Source organism: Corynebacterium coyleae, from assembly GCF_030408635.1.
Classification (GTDB): Bacteria; Actinomycetota; Actinomycetes; order Mycobacteriales; family Mycobacteriaceae; genus Corynebacterium; species Corynebacterium coyleae.
Genome location: NZ_CP047198.1, coordinates 1,594,146 through 1,619,667 on the forward strand (window position 1 = coordinate 1,594,146; position 25,522 = coordinate 1,619,667).

Genomic DNA, 25,522 nt, shown 5'->3' on the forward strand with positions numbered 1-25,522 from the left:
CTAGCGGGTGACCTTGACCTCAGCCTTGGCGCCAGCGACCTCCTCGAGGCCCTGCTCCTCAGCAATACGCAGCGCGTGAGCAATCAGGGTTTCCACAATCTTGGACTCCGGCACGGTCTCCACAACCTCGCCCTTGACAAAGATCTGGCCCTTACCGTTGCCGGAAGCCACACCAAGGTCAGCGTCGCGCGCCTCGCCCGGACCGTTGACAACACAGCCCATGACGGCCACACGCAGCGGGAACTCCATACCATCCAGGCCAGCGGTGACCTCTTCGGCCAACTTGTACACGTCCACCTGGGCGCGACCACAGGACGGGCAGGAAACGATCTCTAACTTGCGCGGACGCAAGTTCATCGACTGCAGAATCTGGTCACCGACCTTGATCTCTTCCACCGGATCAGCGGAAAGCGACACACGAATCGTGTCGCCGATACCCTGCGACAACAGGGCACCGAAGGCGACGGACGACTTAATCGTGCCCATGAACTTCGGACCAGCTTCCGTCACACCGAGGTGCAACGGGTAATCCGTCTTCTCTGCCAACTGGCGGTACGCCTCGACCATCAGCACCGGGTCCGAGTGCTTTACGGAAATCGCAATATCGCCGTAGCCGTACTCTTCGAACAAGCCAGCCTCGTAGATCGCGGACTCCACCAGCGCTTCTGGCGTGGCCTTGCCGTACTTCTCCAGCAGGCGCTTATCCAGCGAGCCACCGTTGACGCCGATACGGATCGGGATGCCTGCGTCACCGGCTGCCTTTGCAACCTCCTTGACGCGGCCGTCGAACTCCTTGATGTTGCCCGGGTTCACACGCACAGCTGCGCAGCCGGCGTCGATCGCAGCGAAGATGTACTTCGGCTGGAAGTGAATATCGGCGATCACCGGGATCGGCGACTTTGCAGCAATTGCTGGCAACGCTTCCGCATCGACCGTCTTCGGGCACGCAACACGCACAATGTCACAGCCAGCCGTGGTCAACTGCGCAATCTGCTGCAAGGTGGCGTTGATGTCGTGCGTCTTCGTCGTGGTCATCGACTGCACCGTGATCGGGTGATCGGAGCCAACACCGACACCTCCAACCATCAGTTGGCGGGTCTTACGACGTGGGGCCAGGGTGGGTGCCGGACCTTCAGGGATGCCTAATCCGATGGGGGTACTCATGGTGGATAACTCTAGCACCGTCACCCAAAAAGATTGACGGGGTTGACCACGTCTGCCGCCATCACCAACACACCGACAACAAGCAGCAGCGCCGCCATGAAATAGGTCAGTGGCATCAGCTTCTCGTAGTTTGCCGGGCCGGCTGGTGGCAGGCCACGGAGTCGTCGCAAAGCATTGCGAATCTTCTCGTAAATCACCACCGCAATATGCCCACCATCAAGCGGTGGAAGCGGCACGAGATTAAACAACGCCAGAAAGAAGTTCAGGCTCGCCAACATCATCCAAAACGCCGGCCACTGGTCGCGCTCCACCAACTCACCGCCGGTGCGCGAGGCCCCAATCACACTGATCGGGCCCTCAATGTCGCGCTCCCCGCCGAAGATCGACGCGACAACCCCCGGGATCTTGCCCGGAAATGCCATCAACCCGTCAACGGACGCACGAAGCATCTGACCGGTGAACTTGGCCGTCGCCGGCACCGCCTCGACAGGCCCGAATTGCTTCACCGCATCCTTGACCGGAGCTGCGGCGATGCCCACCGCGCCGACGTCGATACGCTCGCCCGTCGAAGGATCGATGCGCTCGACCCGCGCCACGGGGACATCAATGCTTTGCGACGACCCACCGCGCTCCACCTCAAGCGCGACCGTCTCCCCAGGACGCTGCGCAACATAAGTACGCAGGTCCGCGAATGTCTCGATTGGTTCGTCGTCGACCGCCACCAAAGTGTCGCCGACGCGCACACCCGCTTGGCCCGCAGGACCAGGTCCGCTGCACTCCGCCAGAGTTTTCTCATCCACCTGGTCGGCAACACAGACGACCTGGCCCACCTTCGGGGTGAAATCCGCGTACGGGTTCCGGATACCTGATGAGACAGCAACCCCAAAAATGATCACGACGCCGATCAAGATGTTCATCACGATCCCGCCGGAGAGCACCGCAATACGCTGCGACGCAGGCTTTTTCACCATCGCGTGTGGCGCTTCCTCCTCGGTGACCGGATCCATCGCCGTCATCCCGGCAATGTCACAGAACCCACCGAACGGCAGCGCAGCAACCCCATACTCTGTGCCGCCCCGTTTCACCGACCACAACGTTGGCCCGAAACCGACGAAAAACCGGCGCACTCGCATGCCAAACGCACGCGCAGTGAACATGTGGCCTGCTTCGTGCAGCGCAATCGAAGCAGTGATTGCAAGCGCGAAAAGCACAATCCCCAACACACTCATCGCGCGTCACCCCACAGCACACACAGCGAAGAGGTGCGGGCACACCGCCCGCACCTCAAGGGTCTAACGCTCAATGCGCGCAATCGCCGCGGCGACTCGCTCACGCGTACGGGACTCAACCCGCATCACATCAAACACATCGCTCGGGACTGCGGCGAACTCGTCGGCCTCGTCCAGGACCTCCCCGATAATGTCCACGATCTCCGGGAACTTAATGCGACCCGCGAAGAACGCCTCTACCGCTGCTTCGTTAGCAGCGTTGTAAATAGCCGGGTACGGATCACCCTTCTTGGCCACCTCACGGGCCAGACACACAGCAGGGAACACCTCGTTGTCCAGCGGCTCAAACTCCCACGAGAATGCCTGCGAGAAATCCAACGGCTCCTGCACATCCGGCACACGGTTCGGCCAATCCAGCGCGTGCGCGATAGGCAGCTTCATCGACGGCGGCGAAGCCTGTGCAAGCGTTGCACCGTCCGTAAACGTGACCAACGAGTGAATCACGGACTGCGGGTGAATCGTGACGTCGATCTTGTCCGGATCCATGTCGAACAACATGGCCGCCTCAATCAGCTCAAGGCCCTTGTTCACCAGAGTCGAAGAGTTAATGGTGTTCATCGTTCCCATCGACCAGGTCGGGTGTACCACGGCTTCTTCCGTGGTCACCTCCATGAGACCCTCGCGCTCCCAGCCACGGAACGGACCACCCGATGCGGTAAGAACAAGGCGAGCGATTTCGCTACGGCGAGTGCCGCGCATGCACTGCGCCATTGCCGAGTGCTCCGAATCAACCGGAACAATCTGACCCGGCTTTGCAGCATCGAGCACGATACGGCCACCAGCCACAAGCGATTCTTTGTTAGCCAACGCAAGTGTCGCATCCGAGCGCAGCGCAGCCATGGTTGCCGGCAGGCCCGAGGCACCAACGAGTGCGTTGAGCACCACGTCGGCCTCCTGCGACTCAACGAGCGCAGCAGCGGAGTTCTCGCCAGTGATCACGTAACCACCAAGCGCACGGGAGACTTCCTTCGCACCCTCAATATTGCGCACGGCAATCTGGTCGGCGCTCAGGCCAAACTCCTGCGCCTGCTCAATAGCAGCCTTAGGATTGGCGCCACCAATGGCAATCCCGACAATGTTGAACTTGTCGCGGTTTTCGCGGATCACCTCCACAGCCTGTGAGCCAATGGAACCGGTCGAACCTAAAATTACAACGTTTCGCACGCAACCATTGTGACACGTTTTGATTCATTTCGGCACTTGAACAGGATTAAACCCCCGAGGTGGTGCGAAAGTTTGAACACATTGGGGGCTATTGTCACCTTTTTCGCGCTCTGTGTGCGATGATGGGCAGCGATAGTTTCATCATTTCCAGGTGATCGTGTTTGCGATCGATCCCGTGTTAACAAGGAGCGTTGCAGTGGCCCACGCAAAGGAAAGCGCACCCCAGGTGTACAACGGTGTATCCGAGGCTGACGTCCCGTCCGCCAAATTTGGTTGGAGTGCGCTGAGCGACCGCGCTATCCAGCTGGCAGGTTGGATTTCCGTCGCGTTCCTCGTCGCCTACAACTTTGGCAACCACCAGGGCCACGTTGAGACCATTTGGCTCATCGCACTGGCCGTCCTCATTGCTCTCGCCCTGATCCTTCTGGCTACCAAGCCGAAGCTCAACCAGGTGCGTACCGTGACGTCACACAACAAGCCGGTCGGCTACGTGGAGCGTGACTGGACCTACGACCAGGCCACCCTCTCCGGCGATGTCTACGAGTCGCTGACCGATAGCCAGCTGCGCGCCCTCAACATCGAGCCGAGCCGTGTTGCACACCTGCGCAACGCCGCACCGGTGCAGGCACGCGAGAACGTAGAGGTCATTGAGGTCGAATCCAAGACCGGCAAGCACGCCCTCTAAATTCTTTTCGACGAAATACCGCCGCGCCTTCCAACGAAGGTGCGGCGGTATTTTCATGCCGTCTGCCTGAGCGGACTAGCCAGTCTTTTCGTCGGCTGCCAACTGCCCGCAGGCAGCCGCGATCTCCTGGCCCTTGGTGTCGCGCACCGTGCAAGGCACGCCTTGGGCGATCACACGGCGGACGAACTCGTCCTGCCGATCCTTCGGCGACGCATCCCACTTCGATCCCGGTGTCGGGTTGAGCGGAATGAGATTGACGTGCACCAGCGAACCCAACGCGCTGTGAAGCTTCTTGCCCAACATGTCAGCGCGGAAGTTCTGATCGTTCATGTCGCGAATCAAGGCGTACTCAATGGAGACACGGCGCCCCGTCTGGTCCGCGTAGTAGCGGGCCGCATCAAGCACTTCGGCTACCTCGAAGCGGTTGTTGATCGGGACCAACTCGTCGCGCAATTCATCGTCCGGTGTGTGCAGACTCACTGCGAGTGTGCAGGACAGCCCTTCATCCGCGAGCATACGAATCTGCGGTGCAAGTCCGACAGTGGATACCGTCACGTTGCGCTGAGAGATGCCAAAGCCAGCAGGCGACGGCTGCGTAATCTGGCGAACAGCAGAGACCACACGCTTGTAGTTAGCCAGCGGCTCCCCCATCCCCATAAACACAATGTTGGATAGGCGGGAGCCTTCCGCCTCCATCATCGCGGCTGCAGCGCGCACCTGGTCCACGATCTCCGCGGTGGACAGGTTACGGTCCAGGCCACCCTGACCGGTCGCACAGAACGGGCATGCCATGCCGCAGCCAGCCTGCGAGGAGATGCACAACGTCGCGCGACCTGGGTAACGCATCAGCACCGACTCCAGCAAGATGCCATCGTGCAGACGCCACAGCGTCTTCGTGGTATCACCGTTGTCGGTCTCCACGGTGCGCACGGGGGTCAACAACGTGGGAAAAAGTGCGTCCTTGACAAGCTGACGCTGGTTCTCGGGCAGATCCGTCATCGTCAGCGGATCTGCCTCAAACTTGCCGTAATAGTGACGCGCGATCTGATCAGCACGGAACTTCGGCAGCCCGAGTTCCTTCAACGCGTCGATTCGCTCCTGTGCCGACAAATCAGCGAAGTGCTTCGGCGGCATGCCACGCTTTGGGGCGAGCAGTTTGATCTCGGGAAAATCACTCATAGTGCGCCCCATCTTTGCATGTCGCACGAATGTTTTCGAATTACTAGGTCTGTGCTTAGGCGCTCATAAGCGTGATGGTCGTGAGCAGGATGTAGGTCGCCGCTGCTGCGGGAAGCATCCCGTCAAGTCGATCCATGATGCCACCATGCCCTGGCAGCAGGTTGGACATGTCTTTGATGCCCAGTTCACGCTTGAACTGGCTTTCCACCAAATCGCCCATCGTCGCGCAAATCACTAAAGCGATGCCGAGCACTACGCCCATCCACCACGGGCCGTGAATGAGCAGCGTGACCACCAAGATGCCGGTAATACTTCCGGCAACGATCGACCCAGCGAAGCCTTCCCAGGACTTGTTCGGGCTAATTGCCGGCGCCATCGGGTGCGAGCCAAACATCACGCCTGCAGCAAAACCACCCACATCGCTGGCAACAACGCACAGCATGAACGCCACAATGTAGGCGGAACCATCCACCCCACCTTGGCTAATCAAGGAAATCATTGCGGCGAACGTGCCAAACAGCGGAATCCACGCAAGCACGAACAGACTCACTGCCGTGTCGCGCAGGTAGTTCTCTGGTCGCTTGTTCCTGCCCTGGTGGAACATCCCCCAGAACATGACAACGAGAACGGTGAAGGCAAAACCCGCCACGAGCCCTGTAGTGCCATACGGCACGGAGGACCACAGCATGAGTTGGGCCATGATGATCAGCAGTGTGCGCGGCTGCTGGTAACCAGCTTCCCGCAGCCGGGTCATCACCTCCCACATCGCTCCTGCTACAGCGACGGCGACAAGTGGGTACCAGGCTTTGGGCCCCACCCATACGGCGGCAATGACAATCGCGCCGAGCACAACACCGGTCGTAATGGCGGTCGGCAGATCACGCCCCGGGTTGTTCTTCGGCTTCGGCGCATGCACCGGCCAGCGGCTCGGAGTGGCGCGCTCCTCCTGATCAGCAGCAGGCACGCTAGACCTCCAGCAGTTCGGCTTCCTTACGCTGAACGATCTCATCGACCTGAGCAACGTAGGACTGGGTGGTCTTGTCCAGCGCCTTCTCGGCGGTTACGACCTCATCCTCACCAGCGTCGCCGTCTTTCTGAATCTTCTTCAGCGCTTCCATGCCCTGGCGACGGATATTACGGATGGCAATCTTGCCGTCCTCGCCCTTCTGCTTCGCCTGCTTGACCAGGTCACGGCGGCGTTCCTCGGTGAGCTGCGGGATAGACACACGGATGACCTGGCCGTCATCCGTCGGGTTCACACCGAGATCAGAGTTACGGATCGCGTTCTCGATCTCACCCATGGTGGACATGTCGTACGGCTTGATCAGCAGCATGCGCGGCTCCGGCACGGAAATCGTCGCCATCTGGTTAATCGGCGTCGGTGCACCGTAGAAGTCAGCCATCACACCGTTGAACATCGCCGGGTTCGCACGTCCGGTACGAATCGTGGCCAACTCGTCACGAGCGTGCTCAACAGAGGCGGTCATGCGCTCTTCGGCATCCAGCAATACGTCATCAATCATGGGGAAAACCCTACCTTTTCTCTATTCGGCGTCCCTACTAACCTACCAGCGCGACTGGCACCTACACTGGCGCCATGCTGCATCCCGCGTTCACGTTGCCCCCAAGCACACACACGCGGCCGCGCCCAAACGTTGGACGTCTGGCTGGTTGGCAGATTCCGGTCAAAGACGGCACCGACGTTGCTGGCATGACCACTACCCACGGCAGCCCTGCACGCGCCTACACCGCAACAGCAACCGATCCGTTTATCTCCAATCTTTTGGCGCAGGGCGTCGCCATCCACGGCAAGACGCTGACCTCGGAGCTGGGCGCGACCTGCTACGCAGAGCGCCCTGACGTTCCCGTGCTCGAGTCGCCGGCCTACCCCGGCTGCACCCCAGGTGGCTCTTCTACTGGCGCCGCAGTTGTGGTGGCCGACGGCACCGTTCGCGCCGCACACGGCACCGATGCCGGCGGATCCATACGCGTGCCAGCTGCAGCGTGCGAGATCGTCGGCTTCAAACCCGCAAGCAAAGGTATCGCCGCACATGGGTTTCTCACCCAGGACGTCGCGGACCAATTCACGTTGTGGGGTTGGCACCGCCGCATCAAAGGCAAGCGGCTCCGAATCGGTGTGCTTACCGACGGTATCTTCGCGCGGCCGGATGTGGAGGATCGGCGAGGTGCGCTCGTCGAAAAGCTTGCGAGTGCTCTCGACTTTGAAGTGGTGCAGCTCAAGCCGTATCGCGAATCGCTGGAAACCTACGCCCACTTCACGACCACAATCACCGCGAGTTTCAACCTGACGGATCCGCTCGACAGCGGATACATCGGCTGGCTCGTCGAGCAATCCCACAAGCTGACCAACAGCGACCTTGACGCCGCCGAGCAACACCGCCGGGATTTGCCTCACCTCATCGCCTCCCAATGGGACGTCGATGTAGTGCTCTCCCCCACGCTCGCATTCGCACCACCCCGGATCGGCTATTTCCCCTCTCTCACGCCAGAAGCGAGCTTCCACGCGCAAACCGAATGGTCACCGTGGTGCTCGCTGTACAACATGCTCGGCACCCCTGCGATTGCACTCGGCGGGGTGCACCTTGGCAGCCTTACGCTCACCGGGCCGGAACTGCTCACGGTGGCGCAGCATATTGAGACGCTGTTAGGCGACTAGCGTACCTACCTGCTCGCCGCCAACCGCGCGGGCGATGTTTCCTTCCTTGAGCAGATTAAACACCAGGATCGGCATGTTGTTGTCCATACAGAGACTAAATGCGGTGGCATCCGCAACCTTGAGGCCAAGTTCAATGACCTCGCGAGGGGAAATCTCGGAGTAGAGCTTCGCATCGGGGTTCTCGCGCGGGTCGGAGTCGTAGACACCGTCCACACCCTTAGCCATGAGCAGCACCTCGCAGCCGATCTCCAGCGCACGCTGCGCGGCCGTGGTGTCCGTGGAGAAGTACGGCATACCCATACCCGCACCGAAGATGACCACGCGGCCCTTCTCCAGGTGGCGTGCTGCACGCAGTGGCAGGTACGGCTCTGCAATCTGCGCCATGTTGATCGAAGTTTGGACGCGGCAATCGATGCCCATCTGCTGCAAGAAGTCCTGCAGCGCAAGGCAGTTCATGACAGTGCCGAGCATGCCCATGTAGTCCGAGCGCGCACGGTCCATGCCGCGCTGCTGCAGCTGAGCGCCGCGGAAGAAGTTGCCGCCACCGATCACGACAGCGACCTCGGTGCCGGAGCGCGCGACATCTGCGATCTGGCGGGCGACGGACTCGACTACGTCGGGGTCGATGCCAACCTTGCCGCCGCCGAACATCTCACCCCCCAGCTTCAGCATGACTCGCTTGAAACCTGTGCGGTTGGGGTTGAGGTCAGTCACCGAAAACGCTCCTTTGCGCGGATCAGCCAATTGCAAAATGTTCGGAACCGATCTTAGCCACGCAACGCGTTGAGTTCAGAACTGCTTGCTTAACGACGACAACCCCGCACCACCCGTCCCCCTAATCGGGACAGACAGTACGGGGTTGCACCGCGTGTGAGGCTATGAAACCTCTCGCCTGGCTTATGCCTGGCCGACCTCGAAGCGGACGAAGTCGGTGATCTCGATGCCGTTCTCGTCAGCGAACTGCTTCACGGTCTTCTTGGAGTCAGCCAGCGACGGCTGGTCGAGCAGGACAACGTCCTTGAAGAAGCCACCCATGCGGCCCTCGACAATCTTCTCGATGGCAGCTTCCGGCTTGCCCTCGTTGCGGGTGATCTCTTCCTGAACCGCACGCTCCTTCTCAACAACGTCGGCCGGGACAGCCTCCTTGTTGAGGTAACGAGCCTTCATAGCAGCGATCTGCAGAGCCACCTGGTGTGCAGCCTCAGCGTTGTCACCGTTGTAGGCAACGAGTACGCCAACTGCCGGCGGAAGGTCAGCAGCCTTCTGGTGCAGGTACTTGGCAATGTTGTCGCCTTCGATGGTGGCAGCGCGACGCAGCTCGAGCTTCTCGCCGATCTTTGCGGAGAGGCGCTCCAGCACCTCGTGTGCGGTCTCACCGTTGACGTCGGCCTTTGCCAGCTCCTCCTGGGAGTTCGCCTTCACTGCAGCAGCAGCCTCAGCGATCTGGCTGGCGATGTCCTTGAACTCCTGGTTCTTCGCCACGAAGTCGGTCTCGGAGTTGATCTCCACGATGGTGTTGCCGGAAACAGCAACGAGGCCCTCGAGGGCGTTGCGCTCAGCGCGCTTGCCCACGTCCTTCGCACCCTTGATGCGGAGGTTCTCAACGGCCTTCTCAAAGTCGCCGTCGGTTTCCTCGAGTGCCTTCTTACAGTCGAGCATGCCGGAGCCGGTGATCTCGCGGAGCTTCTTGACGTCAGCAGCAGTGTAGTTCGCCATATTGGGCGATCCTCCTCGTGAAAGTTTTACGTAAAGGTATTCAACCGTTTCAAGCGTAGCCGACGATCTGGCCGGCGGCATGACTTGCCACGTGTGGAAAATACGAACACCCCGGTCCGCCGCGTCCCGGCCGGTAATCGGCGGACGTGAGCGGAACGCGGGGTGTGCGTGAATCCTGGCCGAAGCCAGGCGGCTTACGCCTGGGTTGCGGACTTGCAGTGTCCTTGAGACTTAGGCGTCCTTGCCCTCAGCCTGCTCAGCAGCGCGGACGGCTGCCGGCTGCTCGACCTCTGCAACTTCCTGCGGAGCAGCGGTCTCTGCAGCAACAGCGGCCTTAGCAGCATCGGCTGCGGAAACCTCGTCGGAAGCAGCGGCCTGTGCAGCAGCCTCGGCTGCCTCAGCCTGACGCTTCGCGTCGGTGTCGCCTGCAGCGTCACGTGCAGCTGCGAGCTGACGCTCTTCGCGCTGCTGCTTACCAGCGATGACAGCCTCGCCCACGACGTGGGTGAGCAGCTTGACAGCGCCGATGGCGTCGTCGTTGCCCGGGATCGGGAAATCGACAACATCCGGGTCGCAGTTCGTGTCCAGAACAGCGACGACCGGGATGCGGAGCTTCTGCGCCTCGTTGACGGCGATGTGCTCCTTGTTAGTGTCCACGATCCAGAGAGCGGACGGAGCCTTGGTCATCTCAGAGATGCCACCCAGGACACGCTCGAGCTTCACGCGCTCGCGGGTCAGCATGAGGATTTCCTTCTTGCCGCGACCTGCGTAGCCGTCCTCGGCTGCGTCCATCGCCTGAAGTTCCTTCATGCGACCGATACGCTTGGATACGGTCTGGAAGTTGGTGAGCATGCCACCCAGCCAGCGGTGCGTGACGTACGGCATGCCGACGCGCTGCGCCTCTTCCTGGATCGGCTCCTGTGCCTGCTTCTTGGTGCCGACGAACAGGATGGTGCCGCCGTGTGCGACGGTTTCCTTGACAAACTCGTATGCCTCATCGATGTAGGTCAGCGTCTGCTGCAGGTCGATGATGTAGATGCCGTTGCGCTCCGTGAAGATGAAGCGACGCATCTTCGGGTTCCAGCGACGCGTCTGGTGACCAAAGTGGACACCTGCGTCGAGGAGTTCACGCATGGTTACAACTGCCATGGGAATGTCTCCTTCGGAGAAAGTAGTTCGGTTACTTATAAGTCTCACGTGCGGGTTTTTATCCCTCACCCTGGCACCGTGCCTGCCCCGCACCCCTGTGAGAGGGACCGTTGCTGAGCAGCCATTGTTCGGCGCGCGTAGTCAATCTATGCAGCGCTCTACGGTGCTGCACAAACTGCCCCGGCAACCTTACCCGCATGAGCCCTAAAAACCTAAACTCATCTGCGACGTTGTGGATAACTTCCCCTAGAGTCACACTAACCACTCCCGTTATCCACAGATTTTGCGCAGACCCTGTTCTTTTCCGCGCCGCAATGGTCCTTTGAGAGCATGCATTGCCTATCGACGACGCCACGCACCACCACAGCCACCATCCTGCTCGGAGCCCTACTGTGGTGCTCCCCCGCCACCGCCCTTGCCTGGGTCGATCCCGCGGCAGGCACACCGTATCCCCGCGCGGTATCCCGTCCTGCGTCAATCCCGGAGGAAAATTGGAAGCCTGGCCACCGTGGCGTGGATCTGCCTTTGAAGCTCAACGCGCCTGTGCTCGCTGCGGGCGACGGGGTTGTGGCGTTCGTCGGCACTGTCGCGGGCACTCCTGTGATCTCGATTGACCACCCAGGGGGCATTCGCACGACCTACCAGCCAGTGCGCTCAGACCTCAAGGCTGGCGACAACGTTACGGAAGGCCACATCATTGGCAGACTTGCGCGCGCCACAAGCCACTTTGCTGGCGAACACGACGGACTGCACTGGGGTGCGCTTACAGGACCTGACAAGTACATCGATCCGCTCACACTGCTGGAGCCACCGAGAATACGACTTAAGCCCGTGGATGCGCCTGGTCGTAGACGTTTTTGAGCCGCTGCGCCGAGACGTGCGTGTAGATTTGCGTGGTTTGCAGGCTTGAGTGCCCAAGCATTTCCTGCACAACACGCAGATCCGCTCCGCCTTCGAGCATGTGCGTCGCGGCCGTGTGGCGAAGGGTGTGCGGACTGATGTCGCTGACACCGGCACGTTGCCCGGCGCGCTCGACAACGCGGCGCACCTGGCGTTGGTCGATGCGCCCGCCACGCGATCCGACGAATACCGCATCCTCTGCTTTGCCATTGGCCAGTTCGGAGCGCCCGAACTCGAGCCACTCGTTGAGCGCCAGTGTTGCTTCGCGCCCGAATGGGACCACGCGTTGTTTGTTGCCTTTGCCGGTCACGCGGGCAAGCCCGCGAGCCAGGTCAATGTCGGCGAGGTTGAGACCGGTGAGTTCGCCAACACGCATGCCGGTGGCGTAGAGCAGCTCGAGCATGGCTCGGTCACGGAGGTGTTCGGCGGGGTGGGCGTCGTCGGCGGTATCCGCCTCGACGAGTTCTGTGGCACGCTCTCCTCGCACGACGTTTGGCAGCGCGCGATTCACTTTTGGTGCTTTGAGGCGGGCTGCTGCGTCGTGGTCGATGTAGCCCTGGCGGTACGCCCAGGTAGAGAATGCGCGCGCGGCTGCGGTACGGCGCGCAAGGGTGGCTCGGCTGCGCCCGGCGGTCAGTGCGTCGGCCAGCCAGGTGCGAAGCGCCTCCAGGGTGAACGCGTCGAAGGTGTCTGCGTACCCGGCGAGTGTCGCCAGGTCGGAGACATACCCCTTCACTGTGTTTGGGGAGCGCCCGAGCACAAGCGAGGCGTAGTCGGCGAAATCGCCGACGCCCGCTTGCACTTGCCCTACGCTTTCACTCATGTCGCAGGAGTTTACTCGCTAACCAATATTCACTTGGTTACTCACTCGGTGCGGGACCATTCCTTCCGCTCGCGCTGCACCACTCCCCGTTTAGCGAGATCCATCAGGATATGCACCGCCAGTCCGATGGAAAGGCCAGCGTCTGCCGCGATCTCTTCAGCCGTTCGCGATCCTTCGCCTGCTCGTGGCAGTGCGTCGTAAATGCGCAGTTCGTTGTGGCTGAGTTGCTGCGTCAATGTCGGCGGGTACTTCATTTCCATCTGCTCGCCCGCATCGAAATCCCCCGTATGCACGATGTGCTCGTGAATCTGGTCGGCGTTGAGCACCATCGCCGCCTGCTTGTTCTGAATGGCGAGGTTCGTGCCGAGCGACTCCGTTGCAGTAATGGGGCCCGGCACTGCCATCGTTTGTTTATTCATTGCATTGGCCCACTTCAGCGTGTTTAACGCACCTGAGCGAAACGCCGCTTCCACCAGCAGGGTGCCCTGGGTCAGCCCTGCTACGAGACGGTTACGGGTGAGGAACCTGTGCCGGTCCGGGGTCGTGCCGGGTGGGTACTCGGTGACAATGGCTCCCCCGGCGCGCACAACCCGATCGAAGAGTGGCTCGTTGCTCAGCGGGTAGACGTACCCCGGCCCGCAGGCAGCGACCACGATGGTGGGTGCGCCGCAGTCGAGGGCCGCCTGGTGTGCGATCGTGTCGATACCCAGTGCACCACCAGAGACGATCGTGTACTGGTGTTTTGCCAAACCCCGCACAAGGTCATCGGTAGCGTGACGTCCATACTGCGTTGCTGTTCGTGTACCGACAACGCCGACCGACTGTGCAAGTAGCTTCGCAAGGTCTGCTTCACCTTTTACCCACAGCGCGTGTGGTGCAACCGCTTCTTCGTTCAGGGAAAGTTTTCGATCATCGTCCGGATACTCACAGTGGAACGTGGGCTTGATGTTCTCTCCAGGCCAGCCTGGCGAGTCTGGAGTCAGCAACGTATATCCGGCGGCCCTAGCACGCGCGAGATCCTGCGCAGGTTGGTCCCAGGTATAGCGGTTTTGCGTCTGCGGTCCTAGGGCCCCGATCCAGCTTGCACGCGTGCGCACACCGTGGGCAATCTCGTCCGCGCTTCGCCCGTTGGTAATGAACTCCTGAATGTGGATCGAGGGTCCCTCGACAACACGGCTGAGATACGCCCAGGATTCTGGCGAACTTACATTCCTCATGCCGCCACCTCCTCTGGTGCGGTGCGCATATCGACGGCGCGAGCCACATGGTCGATATCCGGTTGCGCCACGCCTTCCAGATCCGCAAGCGTCCACGCCACCTTCAGGCTCCGATCCACGCCACGCTGCGTGATACTTCCGGTGCGCAGCAGCGAGGACAGGTAGGCCATCGCTGCTTCGTCCGCGGGAAATTGCTTGCGGATCAAAGTTGGGGCAACGCGAGCGTTGACGGACTCGTCGATACCAGCCTGCGACCAGCGCTCTTGGGCACGCTCGCGCGCCTGCATGACACGCTCGGCGATGACTGCCGACGACTCCGCGTCACCCGGGGTAACCACCGTGGAATCCGCTGAGGTCTGGATGAACACATCCAGCCGGTCGAGCAACGGGCCGGAAACGTTGGATAAGTGCCGGGCCCGCTCAGCCACCCGACACGTGCAATTGCCGTTGACCCGCTGGCACGCACACGGGTTCGCAGCCAGAACGATTTGCGTATCAGCCGGGTAGACAACTTCCCGGCGCGAGCGCGTCAGGCGCACCTCACGCTTTTCTAGCGGGATCCGAAGCGCGTCGAGAACGTGCGCAGAAATCTCCGAGGCTTCGTCGAGGAACAGCACCCCATGGTGGGCCTGGCTGACTACCCCGGGGCGAGGCACTCCTGAACCGCCGCCGATGAGCACCGCCCTGGTCAACGACGGATGTGGGGCGATAAACGGCCGGTTGGACACAATGCCGCCACTGGAAATTCCCGCAGCCGAGTGCAGCGCCGTGACTTCCACCATCTCCTCGATGTTCAGCGGCGGCAAGATAGAAGGCAGCCGCTCTGCCAGCATCGACTTGCCGGAGCCAGGCGGGCCGATCATCATCACGTGGTGCCCACCGGCTGCGGCGACCTCGAGGGCCTCGCGCTCCACAGTCATTCCGGCGATGTCACTGAAGTCCGCGACCGCTGCAGCGTGTTGGACCTCCGGCTCGCCGACGGTATCCAGCGTTGTCTCCCCGATGAGCCACTGCCACACCTGCGCCAGCGAATCTGCCACAAGGATGTTCTTCATGCCGAGCAGTGAGGCTTCTGCGGCGTTCTCTCGTGGAACGACGACGATGTCGGGTCCGGTGGTGGAGTCGTCGTGAAGCATTGCAATCAGCATCGGCAACACGCCGTCCACTCGGCGCAACGAACCATCCAACGCCAGCTCTCCGAGCAGCATTGTGCTCTCTAGTCTGCGCTGCACCCGCGGATCCAAACTGCCCAAGACGGCAGCTGCAATCGGTAAGTCGAAGTGCGAGCCCGTCTTCGGCAAATGCGCCGGGGACAACGACACCATGATCTTCGTACGTGGCCAAGGAAGCTGCGAGTTGGAGATCGCAGTGCGAATCCGGTCGCGCGACTCTTTCACCGCAGCATCGCCCAACCCCACCATGTGGATCCCCGGAAGACCCGGGCCGACGTTGGCCTCCACAGTGACAAGCCGAGCCGTGATGCCCTCAACTGTTGCGCTGATCGTGCTAGCAAGCGGCATCTTCCACCCCCAAGTAACGACGAAGGACGAAATCATCGCCATCGGTGACGCACTCCACGACGTCGAAACGGATAGCGCGAACCCCCAACGCAGGATGCTCTCGCATCCACTGCGCAGCGCAACGACGCATCGTGCGCAACTTCTTCGCAGTGACCGCCTCCGCGGCACCGAACGCGCCACCCCTGCGCGACTTCACCTCGACGAACACAATCGTGCCGTCTTCGTCTTCAACGACTGCGTCAATCTCCCCCGCAGCAACGCGTTCTCGCTGACCAAGGACGGTATACCCTTGCTCCGCGTACCAGCGAGCCGCAGCACGTTCCCCCAATACGCCCAACTCCTGTTGGGCCGCATACCTGGCGTGCATACATTCCCCCTTATTGTCTTTTAGGACCAAAACATCTGGTGCCTATTAGACGGGCAAATGCACGCCCCGGTTCCCTACTCCGGGAATGTCAGCTCAGGTTTATCCAACTCTTCAATGTTGACATCCTTGTAGGTGATCACACGCACGTAACGCACAAAGCGCACCGCACGGTACATGTCCCACACCCACGCATCCGACATGAGGACCTCGTAGTAGACGTCGCCACCCTCCGTGTGCGGAATCAGCTTCACCGCATTAGCCAGGTAGAAGCGGCGGTCCGTCTCCACAACGTAGGAGAACTGGCTCGCCACGTCGCGGTACTCGCGGTACAGGGACAGCTCAACTTCTGCCTCGTAGTTGTCAAGATCCTCGGCGCTCATACATGACCCCTTAGCTCAGTGTGAAACCTGTCAGCGTCCCTGACGTTCGCATAACTATAACGATGTTCCGGGCTCGCCCCGTGGCGGCGCACCGCGTCCATATGCACCTTTGTTGAATAGCCCTTGTGGCCCTCCAACCCGTACTGCGGATAGTCCCGAGCCATCTCCACAACGAGCCTGTCGCGGCTCACCTTTGCCAGCACACTCGCCGCAGCGATACAACGCGCGGTGTAGTCACCGCCGACAACTGGCAGTTGCGGTGCGCGAAGCCCCGGCACACGAAACGCGTCCACGAGCACGTAACCCGGATCGACATCCAAGCCTGCGACGGCGCGCCGGGCCCCATCCAGGTTGGCGTGTTGGATCCCGCGCCGATCAATCTCTGCCGCAGGGATATGAATGACGTGGTAGGAGACGGCGGCGTTGCGGATTTCGTCGAAAAGCAACTCGCGCTTTTTCGCCGAGAGTTTCTTCGAATCCGTCAACCCCTCAAGCGCAGCAATCGGCTTGATGGGCAAGACGCACGCAGCGATGGTCACAGGGCCGAAGCACGCGCCCCGACCAGCCTCATCGACCCCCGCCACCGGCCCCAGCCCGGCCTTGTCCAACGCGACCTCGTAGGTGCGTATCTGCTTAAGACGGCGCACTACCCTACTGCTGAATGTCCGGGTCCGACACACCCTGAAGGCGGTTCAGCGGGAAGACAACCGCCTGCACCTTGCCGCGGATATTCTCCTCCGGAATAGTTCCCTGGAACTGATCCCCCAAGTGGTAGCGAGAGTCCAGCGAGTTGGTGCGGTTATCGCCCATCATGAAGTAGTGGCCTTCCGGCACCGTCACCGGGCCGAAGTACGGACCACCACACGCATCCGATCCGGTCTCCTCATCCACCGGGTAGAAGTTCGGCTGCAAGATGTACGACTGATCGATCGGCTTACCATCAACCATGACCGCCGGGTCGCCCGCCTGACACGAGACAGTCTGTCCGCCGGTAGCGATGATGCGCTTGACCAACGTGTTTTCATCCTTGGGCACCAAACCAACCCAGGAACCCACCTCCTGCAACCCACGAATCGCAGGGTTCGAAGAACGGTTGGAGGAAAAACCCGTGTTCCACGAATCCGTACCGGCGAACACGATGACATCACCCGGCTCAGGGTCCGAGAAGTAATAGCTGACCTTCTCCACAAAAATGCGGTCGCCCGAACCGTCCTCGCCGTGCAGCGTTGGCTCCATCGACGCCGACGGAATGACATACAGCCGGCCGATAAACGTTTGCAGCACGAACATGATCACCAACGTGAGCACAACTACCACCGGGATCTCGACGTACCAGGGAAGGTTCTGCTTCTCGTCGCTGCAGTCAGCGCCATTTGCAGCGCCGTTTGCAGGGCGGTCTGCAGCGTTCACCTCATACGATGCATCCTCGGCAGCGTACGGGTTGTGCGGCTTAGGGGTCTGGGGCTGCCCGTTGGCGGGCACATTCGCGTTGGTCACGCCGGATAGGTTAGCACCGCACCCCGACACCCTGAGAACGCAACGTGCCCCGCCCGAGAAACTCGGACGGGGCACGTGGTGCGGCTAAAACTAGCGACGCTCCTTAATACGAGCAGCCTTACCGCGCAGATCGCGCATGTAGTACAGCTTCGCACGACGGACGTCACCCTTGCGGACGACCTCAATCTTCTCCAGGTTCGGGGAGTGCACCGGGAAGGTACGCTCAACGCCGATGCCGAAGGAAACCTTGCGGACGGTGAAGGTCTCGCGGATACCGCTGCCCTGGCGACGCACAACGAAGCCAGTGAACACCTGAGTACGGGTCACAGAACCCTCGATAACCTTAACGTGAACGTCGAGGGTATCGCCCGGGCGGAAGTCCGGGATATCGTCACGGAGCTGGCCTGCGTCAACCAGATCAATAATGCCGTTGCTCATGAAAGCAATCCTTTTCGTTTTCGGACAGAGGACCCTGGCGGCACTTCCCTAATCAGGGCGCTCGGCCGGTTCGTGTCGATTACAACAACCTGCAGCATTCTACATACTGCCCGGTCACTTCCCAAATCCGGCACGCTTGAGCGCGTCCGCCATCGAGCCAGATGCTTGACGACGATCACCGCCCCGGTTCTGGTTTCGCCCCTGGCGCTGCTTCTGACCGCCACGGTTCTGGCCACGGCTCTGCCCGCTGCGTTGTTTCTGGCTGGTGGTCTGGCCGGGCTGGCCAGGCTCGTCGTCAAGCCGCAGGCTCAACCCAATGCGGTTGCGAGCGACATCCACATCCATCACCTTGACCTTGACCACCTCGCCGGAGCGCACCACCTCGTGCGGGTCAGAGACAAACTTGTGGCTCATCGCGGAGACGTGAACCAGACCATCCTGGTGCACACCCACATCCACGAACGCGCCGAAAGCGGCAACATTGGTCACGGTTCCCTCGAGGATCATGCCGGGCTTGAGATCCTTGACCTCGTTGACGCCTTCCTTGAACTCCGCAGTTTTAAACTCAGGGCGCGGGTCGCGCCCCGGCTTGTCCAGCTCGGCGAGAATGTCGGTCACGGTAGGCACACCGAAAGTGTCGTCAGCGAAATCCGCCGGCTTGAGTTTGGTGAGTACCGCCGTGTTGCCAATGAGTTGCTCGGTGTTCAGACCCGTCGCCTGGGCGACGCGCTCCACCACCGGGTAAGCCTCCGGGTGTACCGCTGAGCCATCGAGCGGGTTCTTCCCGCCCTGGATACGCAGGAAGCCAGCGGCCTGCTCGAATGCCTTCGGCCCCAGACGCGGAACCTTGCCCAACTCCTTGCGGGTAGCAAAACTGCCGTGCTCGTCGCGGTACGCCACGATGTTCTTCGCCACCGTGCCGGACAGACCAGCGACACGCTCAAGCAGCGGTGCCGAAGCGGTATTGACGTCCACGCCAACCGAGTTCACCGCATCCTCCACCACAGCGTCCAACGTCTGTGCGAGCGCCGTCTGATTCACGTCGTGCTGGTACTGGCCCACGCCGATCGACTTCGGGTCAACCTTGACCAGTTCCGCCAACGGGTCCTGCAGGCGGCGCGCAATGGACACTGCGGAGCGCAGCGAGACATCCATGTCTGGGAACTCTTCGGCTGCGATCGGGCTTGCCGAATAGACCGACGCGCCTGATTCGGACACAACCACCGGAGTCGGGCGCTTGCCGCCAGCCTGTGCGATGAGGTCCGCTACCTCGCCGGCGAGCTTCTCCGACTCGCGCGAGGCGGTGCCGTTGCCAATGGCGATGAGTTCCACCCCGTGCTGGGCAGCCAGCGAAGCCAACTCCGCGCGCGACGCGTCCCAACGGTTCTGCGGCTGGTGCGGGTAGACGATTGTCGTGGCCAGCACCTTGCCGGTGCCGTCCACAACCGCACACTTCACGCCGTTGCGGTACCCCGGATCAAGCGCGAGTGTGGAGCGCTGGCCTGCGGGGGCCGCGAGCAACACGTCACGCAGGTTGGTCTTGAACACCTGCAGCGCGCCCTCCTCGGCCTTTTCCTTCAGACGCATGCGGGTATCCAGGTTGGCCGACACCTGCAGTTTCGTGCGCCAACCCCACTGCACCGCCTTGGCCAGCCAGGCAGAGTCTTTCACCGGCAGATCGAAACGATCCGCGATCATGCCCTCAAAGACGGCCTCGTCGCCCGGGTCGAGGTTGAGCGTGAGCACGCCCTCGTTCTCACCACGCAGCAACGCCAGAATGCGGTGGCTGGGCAGTTTGTCAAACGGCTCCGAGAAGTCGAAGTAGTCCGCGAACTTCGCACCTTCCTGTTCTTTGCCCTCAACGACCGAGGAGCGCATGGTGCCCTGCTCGTACACGCGGTCACGCACCGCACCGACCAGGTCGGCGTCGGTGGCGAACCGGTCCACCAAAATCGAACGAGCACCGTCGAGTGCAGCCTTCGTGTCCGGGAATCCTTCGGAGAGGAACCTCTCGGCGAGGGTTTCGGGGGTGGCGGTGGGGTCGTCGATAAGCAACTGCGTCAAATCCTCAAGACCTGCCTCGCGGGCGATATCCGCCTTAGTCTTGCGACGCTTCTTGTAGGGCAAGTACAGGTCCTCAACACGCGCCTTCGTATCGGCTGCGAGAATCTCGCGTTTGAGATCGTCGGTAAGTTTGCCCTGCTCCTCAATACTTTCGAGCACCGCGGTCTTGCGCTCAGCGAGCTCGACGAGGTAGATGTTGCGCTCCTCAATGTGGCGCAACTGCCCGTCGTCGAGCCCACCGGTGGCTTCCTTGCGGTAGCGGGAAATGAACGGCACGGTGTTGCCCTCGGCGAGCAGTTTCAGCGCCTGCTCGACCTGAGATTCCCGAATGTTGAGTTCGTTCGCGATGGTGACTGCGATTGATGTCATTCGGGCGATCTTAGTCGCGCCCTTGTTGTGCCAGCTTTACAGCAGCACCTGCGCCAGAATCGAGCCCACCACGCACGAAGTGAACACCGAGATCGCACCCGGAATCAGGAACGAGTGGTTGATCACGAACTTGCCAATTCGGGTGGTGCCGGTGCGGTCGAAGCCGATGCAAGCCAGGTCGGACGGGTAGGTGGGCAGGATCCAGTAGCCATACGCCGCGCCGTAGAAGCCGACAATGACCTTCGGGTCGATGCCCAAGGCAAGCCCGATCGGGGCGATGGCGACCAGCGCCGCAGCCTGGGAGTTCACCAACTTGGACACAATCAGCAACACGATGGCGTACGCCCACGGGGCAGCTTCCACAACAGAACCGAGGCTGGATTCGAGCTGGTCGATGTGCGCCGCGAAGAACGTATCCGCCATCCAGGCCACGCCAAACACGGAGAACACCGCGGTCATGCCCGCCTTAAATACCGGAGTCGAGGCGATCTTCTTGTGATCTACCTTGCAGAACAGCAAGATGATCGCACCGGCAAAGAGCATCACCATCTGGATGGCGAGGTTCATGGACAGCGGTTTCATGCCACCGTCGCCGTCGTCGAACGCGGGACGCAGGCCCTCAAACGCACCGAGAACAACCACGAACGCGATCGCACCGAGGAAGATCCACACCGCGTTGCGGGCGGACTTTGGAAAGACCTCGCCCAAAAGCGAGTGGCTGGACTGCTTGATGGACTCCGCAAACGCCGGATCTTGCATACGCTCCTGGAACACCGGGTCCTTGTCCAGGTCCTTGCCGCGACGCAGCGACCACAGCGCGGCCAGGATGACACCGGAAAGCGAAGCCGGAATGGCAACCATAAGAATCTGCGGGATCGAATACGCCTTATCGATCACTCCGGCGTTCTCCGCCAAAATCGACGCGAGCGACACGGTGGCAACCGACACCGGCGAGGCAGTAATACCCATCTGCGCCGAAGTAGAAGCAACCGCCATGGGACGCTCCGGGCGAATTCCCTTCTTCACCGCGATGTCTTCGATAATCGGGAACATGGTGTAGACCACGTGGCCGGTACCGCACAGCACAGTGAGGAACCATGTGGTCACCGGAGCCAGCAGGGTGATCCGTTCGGGGTGGGCGCGAAGGAGCTTCTCGGCTTGCTGCATCATCACCTCCAATCCGCGCGATTGTTGGAGGGTCGCCGCACAGCCGATGACTGCGATGATGGTGAGCATAACGCCCACCGGTGGTTCGCCCGGCTCCAGACCGAAGACGAAGACCATGAGCATAAGGCCGATGCCAGAGATCAGACCGAGCCCAAGGCCCCCGTACCGCGTACCGAGCAGAAGAGCGCCAAGAATAACGGCGATTTGAAGGACAATTGCGAGCCCCGAGGTGGGGTCGAGCACTGACGCGAGCATGGGTGTCCTTTCGTTTTGCAACGCGTGTAACACACCCAACTCTAAGCGAACAATGATCTGACCTTTAAATTATTGTGGGGTGATTTTCACCACCTCAGCAGGCATTACCCTGCCGTGTACCCGCTCCACTGCGTGCCCTTCGGCAACGCATCCGCAACCGCTTGCGTCGCATCCTCCAGCGACAGCGCGGTTCGCCCTTTTACCGTAAGCGTCGTTTCGTTCCGCTCGATCGTCTCCGCGCGGTAGCCTGCCTGTTTCAGCGCCCGTCGCAGTTGCTTTGCGACGACCCGCTGTCCGCCCACCTCGAACACCGACACAACCTCACGCGAATCCAGCATGAACCGGTCCTCTTCACTGAGCTCCACCTGTTCGAGCAATTCGGGCCTGACGGCACGGGTGCGTTTCAGCGACTGCTCACGACGCCACGCATCAACCTTCTTGTGGTCGCCAGAGGTAAGCACCTCCGGAGCCTCGATCCCCCGCCATACTCGTGGTTTTGTGTAACTCGGCCCCTCAAGCAACCCATCCGAGAAGCTGTCCTCCTCGTGGCTTTCAGTGTTGCCAAGCACTCCGGGGATCAACCGGGTGACTGCCTCCGCGATGACTAGCACGGCGACCTCGCCACCAATGAGTACATAGTCACCAATGGACACCTCACGCACCCGGTAGCGCTGCTTCGCATCCTCGAAGACACGCTGGTCGATTCCCTCGTAGCGCCCGCAAGCGAACACAATGTGTTCCTCGCGCGACCAGGCACGGGCATCCGCCTGCGTAAATGGCTTTCCGGCCGGTGTGGGAACGAGCAACAGCGGCTTTGAGGCGTCATCGCCTGCCACTGGGGATTCGTAAGGGCGTGGTGCAACGTTTGCGACATCGTCGTGACGCAACTTGTCATTCCGGTGCTTGGCCGCCGAGTCCAGCTCCGTGCCTGTGCGTCCCGCAGCGATATCGTCGAGCGCCGGCCCCCACACTTCCGGCTTCATCACCATGCCAGGACCACCGCCCAGAGGGGGCGCGTCTACCGACTTGTGGTTACCCGTCGCCCAATCACGCAGGTCATGCACTCCGACAGACAGGATGCCCTGCTCAATCGCCTTGCCCAGCAGCGCGTGGCGCAACGGGTCCAAGTACTCCGGGAAAATGGTGACGACATCGAGGCGAAGCACCGGCTTCGAGTTAGACATCAAGCAGTCCCTCCGGCGGCGTAATCACCAGGTAGCCCTCAGCGAGGTCGATATCCGGCACGAAATCCATAACAAACGGGACGAGGACTTCCTTGCCGTGATAGTCGATCTCCAAAATCTTGCGATTCGACGCGTCCATCACACCGGTAACCTCGCCCACCTCATCGCCGCCGTGACGGACTTTGAGGCCGATAAGTTCGTGGTTGTAGTACTCGTCGGAATCCTCGTCGCGCTCCAGAGGTTCTGCAAAAAACTTCATACCACGCAGACTGTCCGCGGCAGTGCGGTCTGGAACCTCCTCAAAACTGACGAGGAGGCGCTTCTGGTGTGGCCGAACCGTCTTCACAGTCAAGTGCTGTTCCTTGCCAGCCTGGCGGCCAGTGAGCACCTCGCCGACAACAATGTGGTCTTCAGACTCGTCGGCGAGTAGCTCGACTGCTACCTCACCCTTCACGCCATGCGACTTCACGACGCGGCCAATGTTGAGCTCCATAATCGGCTACGGTAGCAGCCCCACAAATTGCCCTTGTCGGCCTACCAGACCTTGTCGCCACGAACTGTGGCGTCGAAGCCGCCGTCGATAAAGACAACCTGGCCGCACAGGTGGGTATTCTCCTCACTGGTCAGCCATGCAATGAAGCTGGCCGCAGCCTCTGCCGGCATCCAACCGTTCAGCGGCATCGGCACCTGTGCCAACTGCGCACGACCTTCGTCGGTGTTGCGCAGCTCTTCAGTCATCGGGGAAATCACAACGGCCGGCGCAATAGCGTTCAGCGCAATGCCCTTGCCAGCCCACTCCTCGGAGATCGCGTTCTTGCGCACCCAACGAGCAATGGCCTGCTTAGAGGACGAGTAGTTAAGGTATGCAACCTCGGGGCCCTGGTCAGCAAGTTCCTGACCACGCTTGACGGTGGCTTCCTCATCACCAGCAAGCATCGCTTCAATCAACTGGTCATCCGCCGGCTGCAGTGATGCGATCGACGCCGTCACCACAGCGCGCGGCGCATCCGACTTCTCCAGCAGCGGACGAAGCCCCTCAAGCGTTGCCACCGCGCCGAAGTAGTTCACCTGCGCGGTCTTCGGCGTCGGCGCCTGCATACCGGCATTCGCAATGACGCCGTCGAGCTTCCCTTCGGAAAGCTTGGTTGCCTCATCGACGAGTGCCTGCCGGCCCTCAACAGTTGTGAGGTCCGCATTGATATCCGCATTCGCAATATCGGCAGTAATCACCTTGTGACCGCGAGAGGTAAGCAACTCCGCAGTCGCCTTGCCAATGCCGCCCGCGCCACCAGTCACCAAAAACGTACGAGCCATGATCCGCTCCCCTTTCGATTAGGAAATGTCTGCATGCCCAACCGTACGCAAGTTTTGCAAAGCTGCAGCACGAAAAACCCCGCACCGGCACGAAATGTGTGCGGTGCGGGGTGTCGTCGATAAGCGAAAGGCTTATGCCTCCTCGGCCGGAGCCTCCTCAGACTCAGCCTCTGCAGCCTCGCCCTCAGCCTCTGCAGCCTCGGCCTCTGCGGCAGCTGCAGCCTCAGCAGCTGCCTTAGCCTCAGCGTCTTCCTTAGCCTTCTTGCGCTTCTCGGTGATCGCCTCAGCGGTCGGGCCGTTCTTAGCCTCTTCCAGAGCCTGGTTGAACAGGTCGAGCTTGGACGGCTTCTCCTCAGCAACCTTGAGGGTGCCCTCAGCACCGTCGAGGCCCTTGTGCTTCTGCCAGTCGCCGGTCACCTTCAGCAGCGCGAGCACCGGCTCGGTCGGCTGTGCGCCGACACCCAGCCAGTACTGAGCGCGCTCGGAATCGATGCGGATGAGCGACGGCTCTTCCTTCGGGTGGTAGATGCCGATGTTCTCGATGACAGCACCGTCACGACGGGTGCGAGCATCAGCGATGACGACACGGTACTGAGCGTTGCGGATCTTGCCAACGCGCTGCAGCTTGATCTTGACAGCCATGGTGTACTTCCTTTAGGTCACTGGGCAGTGCAGACACTCGCCGCTTCTCGACGAGCCGGTTCAACCCTTCTTATTTACCCTGCGCGTGCCTGGCCGGTCGACCATCCCCTCCCAGGCAACCTGAGAAGGATCCAGACGGATCCGGCGCGTACGCAGTTATAGACTTGTCGTGCCAAACGCCAACAATGACGTCAGACAACCTTTGACACCTTACGGGCTAAAACCCCAAGGCACCAAACTCCCGCACGGCAATGCCTTGCAATGCCCCGGTGTGGCTGGTTCGGTCATGCAAAGTTCAGACTGTATGGTCTTTACCGATTGCGACGCGCATTGCCAGCTGCAATACACGTCGCCTGTAACGA

General features: G+C 61.0%; 26 protein-coding genes. 3 read left to right on the forward strand and 23 right to left on the reverse strand.

Annotated features, from left to right (window positions below; all coding sequences use genetic code 11):
* The 3 genes from ispG to dxr all read right to left on the reverse strand — a co-directional run bounded on the left by ispG (position 1) and on the right by dxr (position 3,617).
* Positions 1 to 1,164: a flavodoxin-dependent (E)-4-hydroxy-3-methylbut-2-enyl-diphosphate synthase gene (gene ispG / locus CCOY_RS07765; protein ID WP_070422393.1), complete on the reverse strand. Its 1,164-nt coding sequence runs from the start codon at positions 1,162 to 1,164 to the stop codon at positions 1 to 3.
* Between the two features lie 20 nt (positions 1,165 to 1,184).
* Positions 1,185 to 2,393 (reverse strand): M50 family metallopeptidase, encoded by a 1,209-nt coding sequence (locus CCOY_RS07770; RefSeq protein WP_092100209.1) that lies wholly within the window; start codon positions 2,391 to 2,393, stop codon positions 1,185 to 1,187.
* 63 nt (positions 2,394 to 2,456) lie between these two features.
* Entirely contained in the window at positions 2,457 to 3,617 is a 1,161-nt protein-coding gene (dxr, locus tag CCOY_RS07775) for a 1-deoxy-D-xylulose-5-phosphate reductoisomerase (RefSeq protein WP_070483892.1), read from the reverse strand.
* A gap of 196 nt (positions 3,618 to 3,813) precedes the next feature.
* Between dxr and CCOY_RS07780 the strand changes: the two genes are divergently transcribed.
* Entirely contained in the window at positions 3,814 to 4,302 is a 489-nt protein-coding gene (locus CCOY_RS07780; protein ID WP_092100211.1) for a DUF2631 domain-containing protein, read from the forward strand.
* A gap of 75 nt (positions 4,303 to 4,377) precedes the next feature.
* On the opposite strand, the gene rlmN is transcribed toward CCOY_RS07780, so the two are convergent.
* The 3 genes from rlmN to frr are packed head-to-tail and all read right to left on the reverse strand — an operon-like array spanning position 4,378 to position 7,004.
* Positions 4,378 to 5,481 (reverse strand): dual-specificity RNA methyltransferase RlmN, encoded by a 1,104-nt coding sequence (rlmN, locus tag CCOY_RS07785; protein WP_070450991.1) that lies wholly within the window; start codon positions 5,479 to 5,481, stop codon positions 4,378 to 4,380.
* 55 nt (positions 5,482 to 5,536) lie between these two features.
* Positions 5,537 to 6,445 carry a phosphatidate cytidylyltransferase gene (locus CCOY_RS07790; RefSeq protein WP_070422267.1) on the reverse strand — a complete coding sequence of 303 codons (909 nt, stop codon included), beginning with the start codon at positions 6,443 to 6,445 and terminating at the stop codon, positions 5,537 to 5,539.
* Position 6,446: 1 nt separating this feature from the next.
* Entirely contained in the window at positions 6,447 to 7,004 is a 558-nt protein-coding gene (gene frr / locus CCOY_RS07795; RefSeq protein ID WP_070422266.1) for a ribosome recycling factor, read from the reverse strand.
* A gap of 74 nt (positions 7,005 to 7,078) precedes the next feature.
* Between frr and CCOY_RS07800 the strand changes: the two genes are divergently transcribed.
* Positions 7,079 to 8,158, forward strand: coding sequence for an amidase family protein (locus CCOY_RS07800; protein ID WP_092100213.1), 1,080 nt, complete (start codon positions 7,079 to 7,081; stop codon positions 8,156 to 8,158).
* Here CCOY_RS07800 and pyrH read toward each other — a convergent pair.
* The 3 genes from pyrH to rpsB all read right to left on the reverse strand — a co-directional run bounded on the left by pyrH (position 8,147) and on the right by rpsB (position 11,023).
* Positions 8,147 to 8,830, reverse strand: coding sequence for a UMP kinase (gene pyrH / locus CCOY_RS07805; RefSeq protein WP_070422390.1), 684 nt, complete (start codon positions 8,828 to 8,830; stop codon positions 8,147 to 8,149). The two genes, CCOY_RS07800 and pyrH, sit on opposite strands and share 12 nt — an antisense overlap.
* 225 nt (positions 8,831 to 9,055) lie before the next feature.
* Complete coding sequence (gene tsf / locus CCOY_RS07810; protein ID WP_092100215.1) at positions 9,056 to 9,874, reverse strand: translation elongation factor Ts; 819 nt, start codon at positions 9,872 to 9,874, stop codon at positions 9,056 to 9,058.
* 231 nt (positions 9,875 to 10,105) lie between these two features.
* Positions 10,106 to 11,023: a 30S ribosomal protein S2 gene (gene rpsB, locus CCOY_RS07815; RefSeq protein ID WP_070422264.1), complete on the reverse strand. Its 918-nt coding sequence runs from the start codon at positions 11,021 to 11,023 to the stop codon at positions 10,106 to 10,108.
* A 330-nt stretch (positions 11,024 to 11,353) separates the two neighbouring features.
* Between rpsB and CCOY_RS07820 the strand changes: the two genes are divergently transcribed.
* Positions 11,354 to 11,884 carry a M23 family metallopeptidase gene (locus CCOY_RS07820; RefSeq protein ID WP_083279399.1) on the forward strand — a complete coding sequence of 177 codons (531 nt, stop codon included), beginning with the start codon at positions 11,354 to 11,356 and terminating at the stop codon, positions 11,882 to 11,884.
* Here the strand turns inward: CCOY_RS07820 and CCOY_RS07825 are convergent.
* From CCOY_RS07825 to rpsP, 14 genes are all read right to left on the reverse strand, one after another.
* Positions 11,847 to 12,746: a tyrosine recombinase XerC gene (locus tag CCOY_RS07825; RefSeq protein WP_070614558.1), complete on the reverse strand. Its 900-nt coding sequence runs from the start codon at positions 12,744 to 12,746 to the stop codon at positions 11,847 to 11,849. The two genes, CCOY_RS07820 and CCOY_RS07825, sit on opposite strands and share 38 nt — an antisense overlap.
* Positions 12,747 to 12,787: 41 nt before the next feature.
* Positions 12,788 to 13,963, reverse strand: a complete 1,176-nt coding sequence (gene dprA, locus CCOY_RS07830; RefSeq protein WP_092100217.1) for a DNA-processing protein DprA — start codon at positions 13,961 to 13,963, stop codon at positions 12,788 to 12,790.
* Positions 13,960 to 15,483 (reverse strand): YifB family Mg chelatase-like AAA ATPase, encoded by a 1,524-nt coding sequence (locus tag CCOY_RS07835; RefSeq protein WP_092100219.1) that lies wholly within the window; start codon positions 15,481 to 15,483, stop codon positions 13,960 to 13,962. The genes dprA and CCOY_RS07835 overlap by 4 nt, the downstream gene beginning before the upstream one ends.
* Positions 15,470 to 15,850 carry a YraN family protein gene (locus CCOY_RS07840; protein WP_070422259.1) on the reverse strand — a complete coding sequence of 127 codons (381 nt, stop codon included), beginning with the start codon at positions 15,848 to 15,850 and terminating at the stop codon, positions 15,470 to 15,472. The genes CCOY_RS07835 and CCOY_RS07840 overlap by 14 nt, the downstream gene beginning before the upstream one ends.
* 74 nt (positions 15,851 to 15,924) lie before the next feature.
* Positions 15,925 to 16,230 carry a DUF2469 domain-containing protein gene (locus CCOY_RS07845; protein WP_070422258.1) on the reverse strand — a complete coding sequence of 102 codons (306 nt, stop codon included), beginning with the start codon at positions 16,228 to 16,230 and terminating at the stop codon, positions 15,925 to 15,927.
* Entirely contained in the window at positions 16,227 to 16,877 is a 651-nt protein-coding gene (locus CCOY_RS07850) for a ribonuclease HII (RefSeq protein WP_092100221.1), read from the reverse strand. The genes CCOY_RS07845 and CCOY_RS07850 overlap by 4 nt, the downstream gene beginning before the upstream one ends.
* Positions 16,878 to 16,881: 4 nt before the next feature.
* Positions 16,882 to 17,640, reverse strand: a complete 759-nt coding sequence (gene lepB, locus CCOY_RS07855; protein ID WP_244268740.1) for a signal peptidase I — start codon at positions 17,638 to 17,640, stop codon at positions 16,882 to 16,884.
* Positions 17,641 to 17,817: 177 nt separating this feature from the next.
* A complete protein-coding gene (gene rplS / locus CCOY_RS07860) occupies positions 17,818 to 18,165 on the reverse strand; it encodes a 50S ribosomal protein L19 (RefSeq protein ID WP_070422256.1) in 348 nt (115 codons plus the stop codon).
* 114 nt (positions 18,166 to 18,279) lie between these two features.
* The gene (locus CCOY_RS07865) at positions 18,280 to 20,598 is read right to left on the reverse strand and encodes a Tex family protein (RefSeq protein ID WP_092100226.1); all 2,319 of its coding nucleotides are present in this window, start codon (positions 20,596 to 20,598) and stop codon (positions 18,280 to 18,282) included.
* 36 nt (positions 20,599 to 20,634) lie between these two features.
* Complete coding sequence (locus tag CCOY_RS07870; protein WP_070771448.1) at positions 20,635 to 22,020, reverse strand: anaerobic C4-dicarboxylate transporter; 1,386 nt, start codon at positions 22,018 to 22,020, stop codon at positions 20,635 to 20,637.
* A gap of 104 nt (positions 22,021 to 22,124) precedes the next feature.
* Positions 22,125 to 23,204 carry a tRNA (guanosine(37)-N1)-methyltransferase TrmD gene (trmD, locus tag CCOY_RS07875; protein WP_092100229.1) on the reverse strand — a complete coding sequence of 360 codons (1,080 nt, stop codon included), beginning with the start codon at positions 23,202 to 23,204 and terminating at the stop codon, positions 22,125 to 22,127.
* On the reverse strand, positions 23,197 to 23,697 hold the full coding sequence (gene rimM, locus CCOY_RS07880) for a ribosome maturation factor RimM (protein ID WP_092100231.1): 501 nt from the start codon (positions 23,695 to 23,697) through the stop codon (positions 23,197 to 23,199). The genes trmD and rimM overlap by 8 nt, the downstream gene beginning before the upstream one ends.
* A gap of 41 nt (positions 23,698 to 23,738) precedes the next feature.
* Positions 23,739 to 24,518: an SDR family NAD(P)-dependent oxidoreductase gene (locus CCOY_RS07885; RefSeq protein WP_070450976.1), complete on the reverse strand. Its 780-nt coding sequence runs from the start codon at positions 24,516 to 24,518 to the stop codon at positions 23,739 to 23,741.
* A gap of 132 nt (positions 24,519 to 24,650) precedes the next feature.
* Complete coding sequence (gene rpsP, locus CCOY_RS07890; protein WP_070483912.1) at positions 24,651 to 25,160, reverse strand: 30S ribosomal protein S16; 510 nt, start codon at positions 25,158 to 25,160, stop codon at positions 24,651 to 24,653.
* Between the last annotated feature and the right edge of the window lie 362 nt (positions 25,161 to 25,522).

Excerpts from the sequence above, each read along its gene's own strand:
- ispG (WP_070422393.1), bottom strand. The coding sequence starts at position 1,164 with ATGAGTACCCCCATCGGATTAGGCATCCCTGAAGGTCCGGCACCCACC.
- CCOY_RS07770 (WP_092100209.1), bottom strand. The coding sequence starts at position 2,393 with ATGAGTGTGTTGGGGATTGTGCTTTTCGCGCTTGCAATCACTGCTTCG.
- rlmN (WP_070450991.1), bottom strand. The coding sequence starts at position 5,481 with ATGAGTGATTTTCCCGAGATCAAACTGCTCGCCCCAAAGCGTGGCATG.
- frr (WP_070422266.1), bottom strand. The coding sequence starts at position 7,004 with ATGATTGATGACGTATTGCTGGATGCCGAAGAGCGCATGACCGCCTCT.
- CCOY_RS07800 (WP_092100213.1), top strand. The coding sequence starts at position 7,079 with ATGCTGCATCCCGCGTTCACGTTGCCCCCAAGCACACACACGCGGCCG.
- pyrH (WP_070422390.1), bottom strand. The coding sequence starts at position 8,830 with ATGCTGAAGCTGGGGGGTGAGATGTTCGGCGGCGGCAAGGTTGGCATC.
- tsf (WP_092100215.1), bottom strand. The coding sequence starts at position 9,874 with ATGGCGAACTACACTGCTGCTGACGTCAAGAAGCTCCGCGAGATCACC.
- rpsB (WP_070422264.1), bottom strand. The coding sequence starts at position 11,023 with ATGGCAGTTGTAACCATGCGTGAACTCCTCGACGCAGGTGTCCACTTT.
- CCOY_RS07820 (WP_083279399.1), top strand. The coding sequence starts at position 11,354 with ATGCATTGCCTATCGACGACGCCACGCACCACCACAGCCACCATCCTG.
- CCOY_RS07825 (WP_070614558.1), bottom strand. The coding sequence starts at position 12,746 with ATGAGTGAAAGCGTAGGGCAAGTGCAAGCGGGCGTCGGCGATTTCGCC.
- dprA (WP_092100217.1), bottom strand. The coding sequence starts at position 13,963 with ATGAGGAATGTAAGTTCGCCAGAATCCTGGGCGTATCTCAGCCGTGTT.
- CCOY_RS07835 (WP_092100219.1), bottom strand. The coding sequence starts at position 15,483 with ATGCCGCTTGCTAGCACGATCAGCGCAACAGTTGAGGGCATCACGGCT.
- CCOY_RS07840 (WP_070422259.1), bottom strand. The coding sequence starts at position 15,850 with ATGCACGCCAGGTATGCGGCCCAACAGGAGTTGGGCGTATTGGGGGAA.
- CCOY_RS07845 (WP_070422258.1), bottom strand. The coding sequence starts at position 16,230 with ATGAGCGCCGAGGATCTTGACAACTACGAGGCAGAAGTTGAGCTGTCC.
- rplS (WP_070422256.1), bottom strand. The coding sequence starts at position 18,165 with ATGAGCAACGGCATTATTGATCTGGTTGACGCAGGCCAGCTCCGTGAC.
- CCOY_RS07865 (WP_092100226.1), bottom strand. The coding sequence starts at position 20,598 with ATGACATCAATCGCAGTCACCATCGCGAACGAACTCAACATTCGGGAA.
- CCOY_RS07870 (WP_070771448.1), bottom strand. The coding sequence starts at position 22,020 with ATGCTCGCGTCAGTGCTCGACCCCACCTCGGGGCTCGCAATTGTCCTT.
- trmD (WP_092100229.1), bottom strand. The coding sequence starts at position 23,204 with ATGTCTAACTCGAAGCCGGTGCTTCGCCTCGATGTCGTCACCATTTTC.
- rimM (WP_092100231.1), bottom strand. The coding sequence starts at position 23,697 with ATGGAGCTCAACATTGGCCGCGTCGTGAAGTCGCATGGCGTGAAGGGT.
- CCOY_RS07885 (WP_070450976.1), bottom strand. The coding sequence starts at position 24,518 with ATGGCTCGTACGTTTTTGGTGACTGGTGGCGCGGGCGGCATTGGCAAG.
- rpsP (WP_070483912.1), bottom strand. The coding sequence starts at position 25,160 with ATGGCTGTCAAGATCAAGCTGCAGCGCGTTGGCAAGATCCGCAACGCT.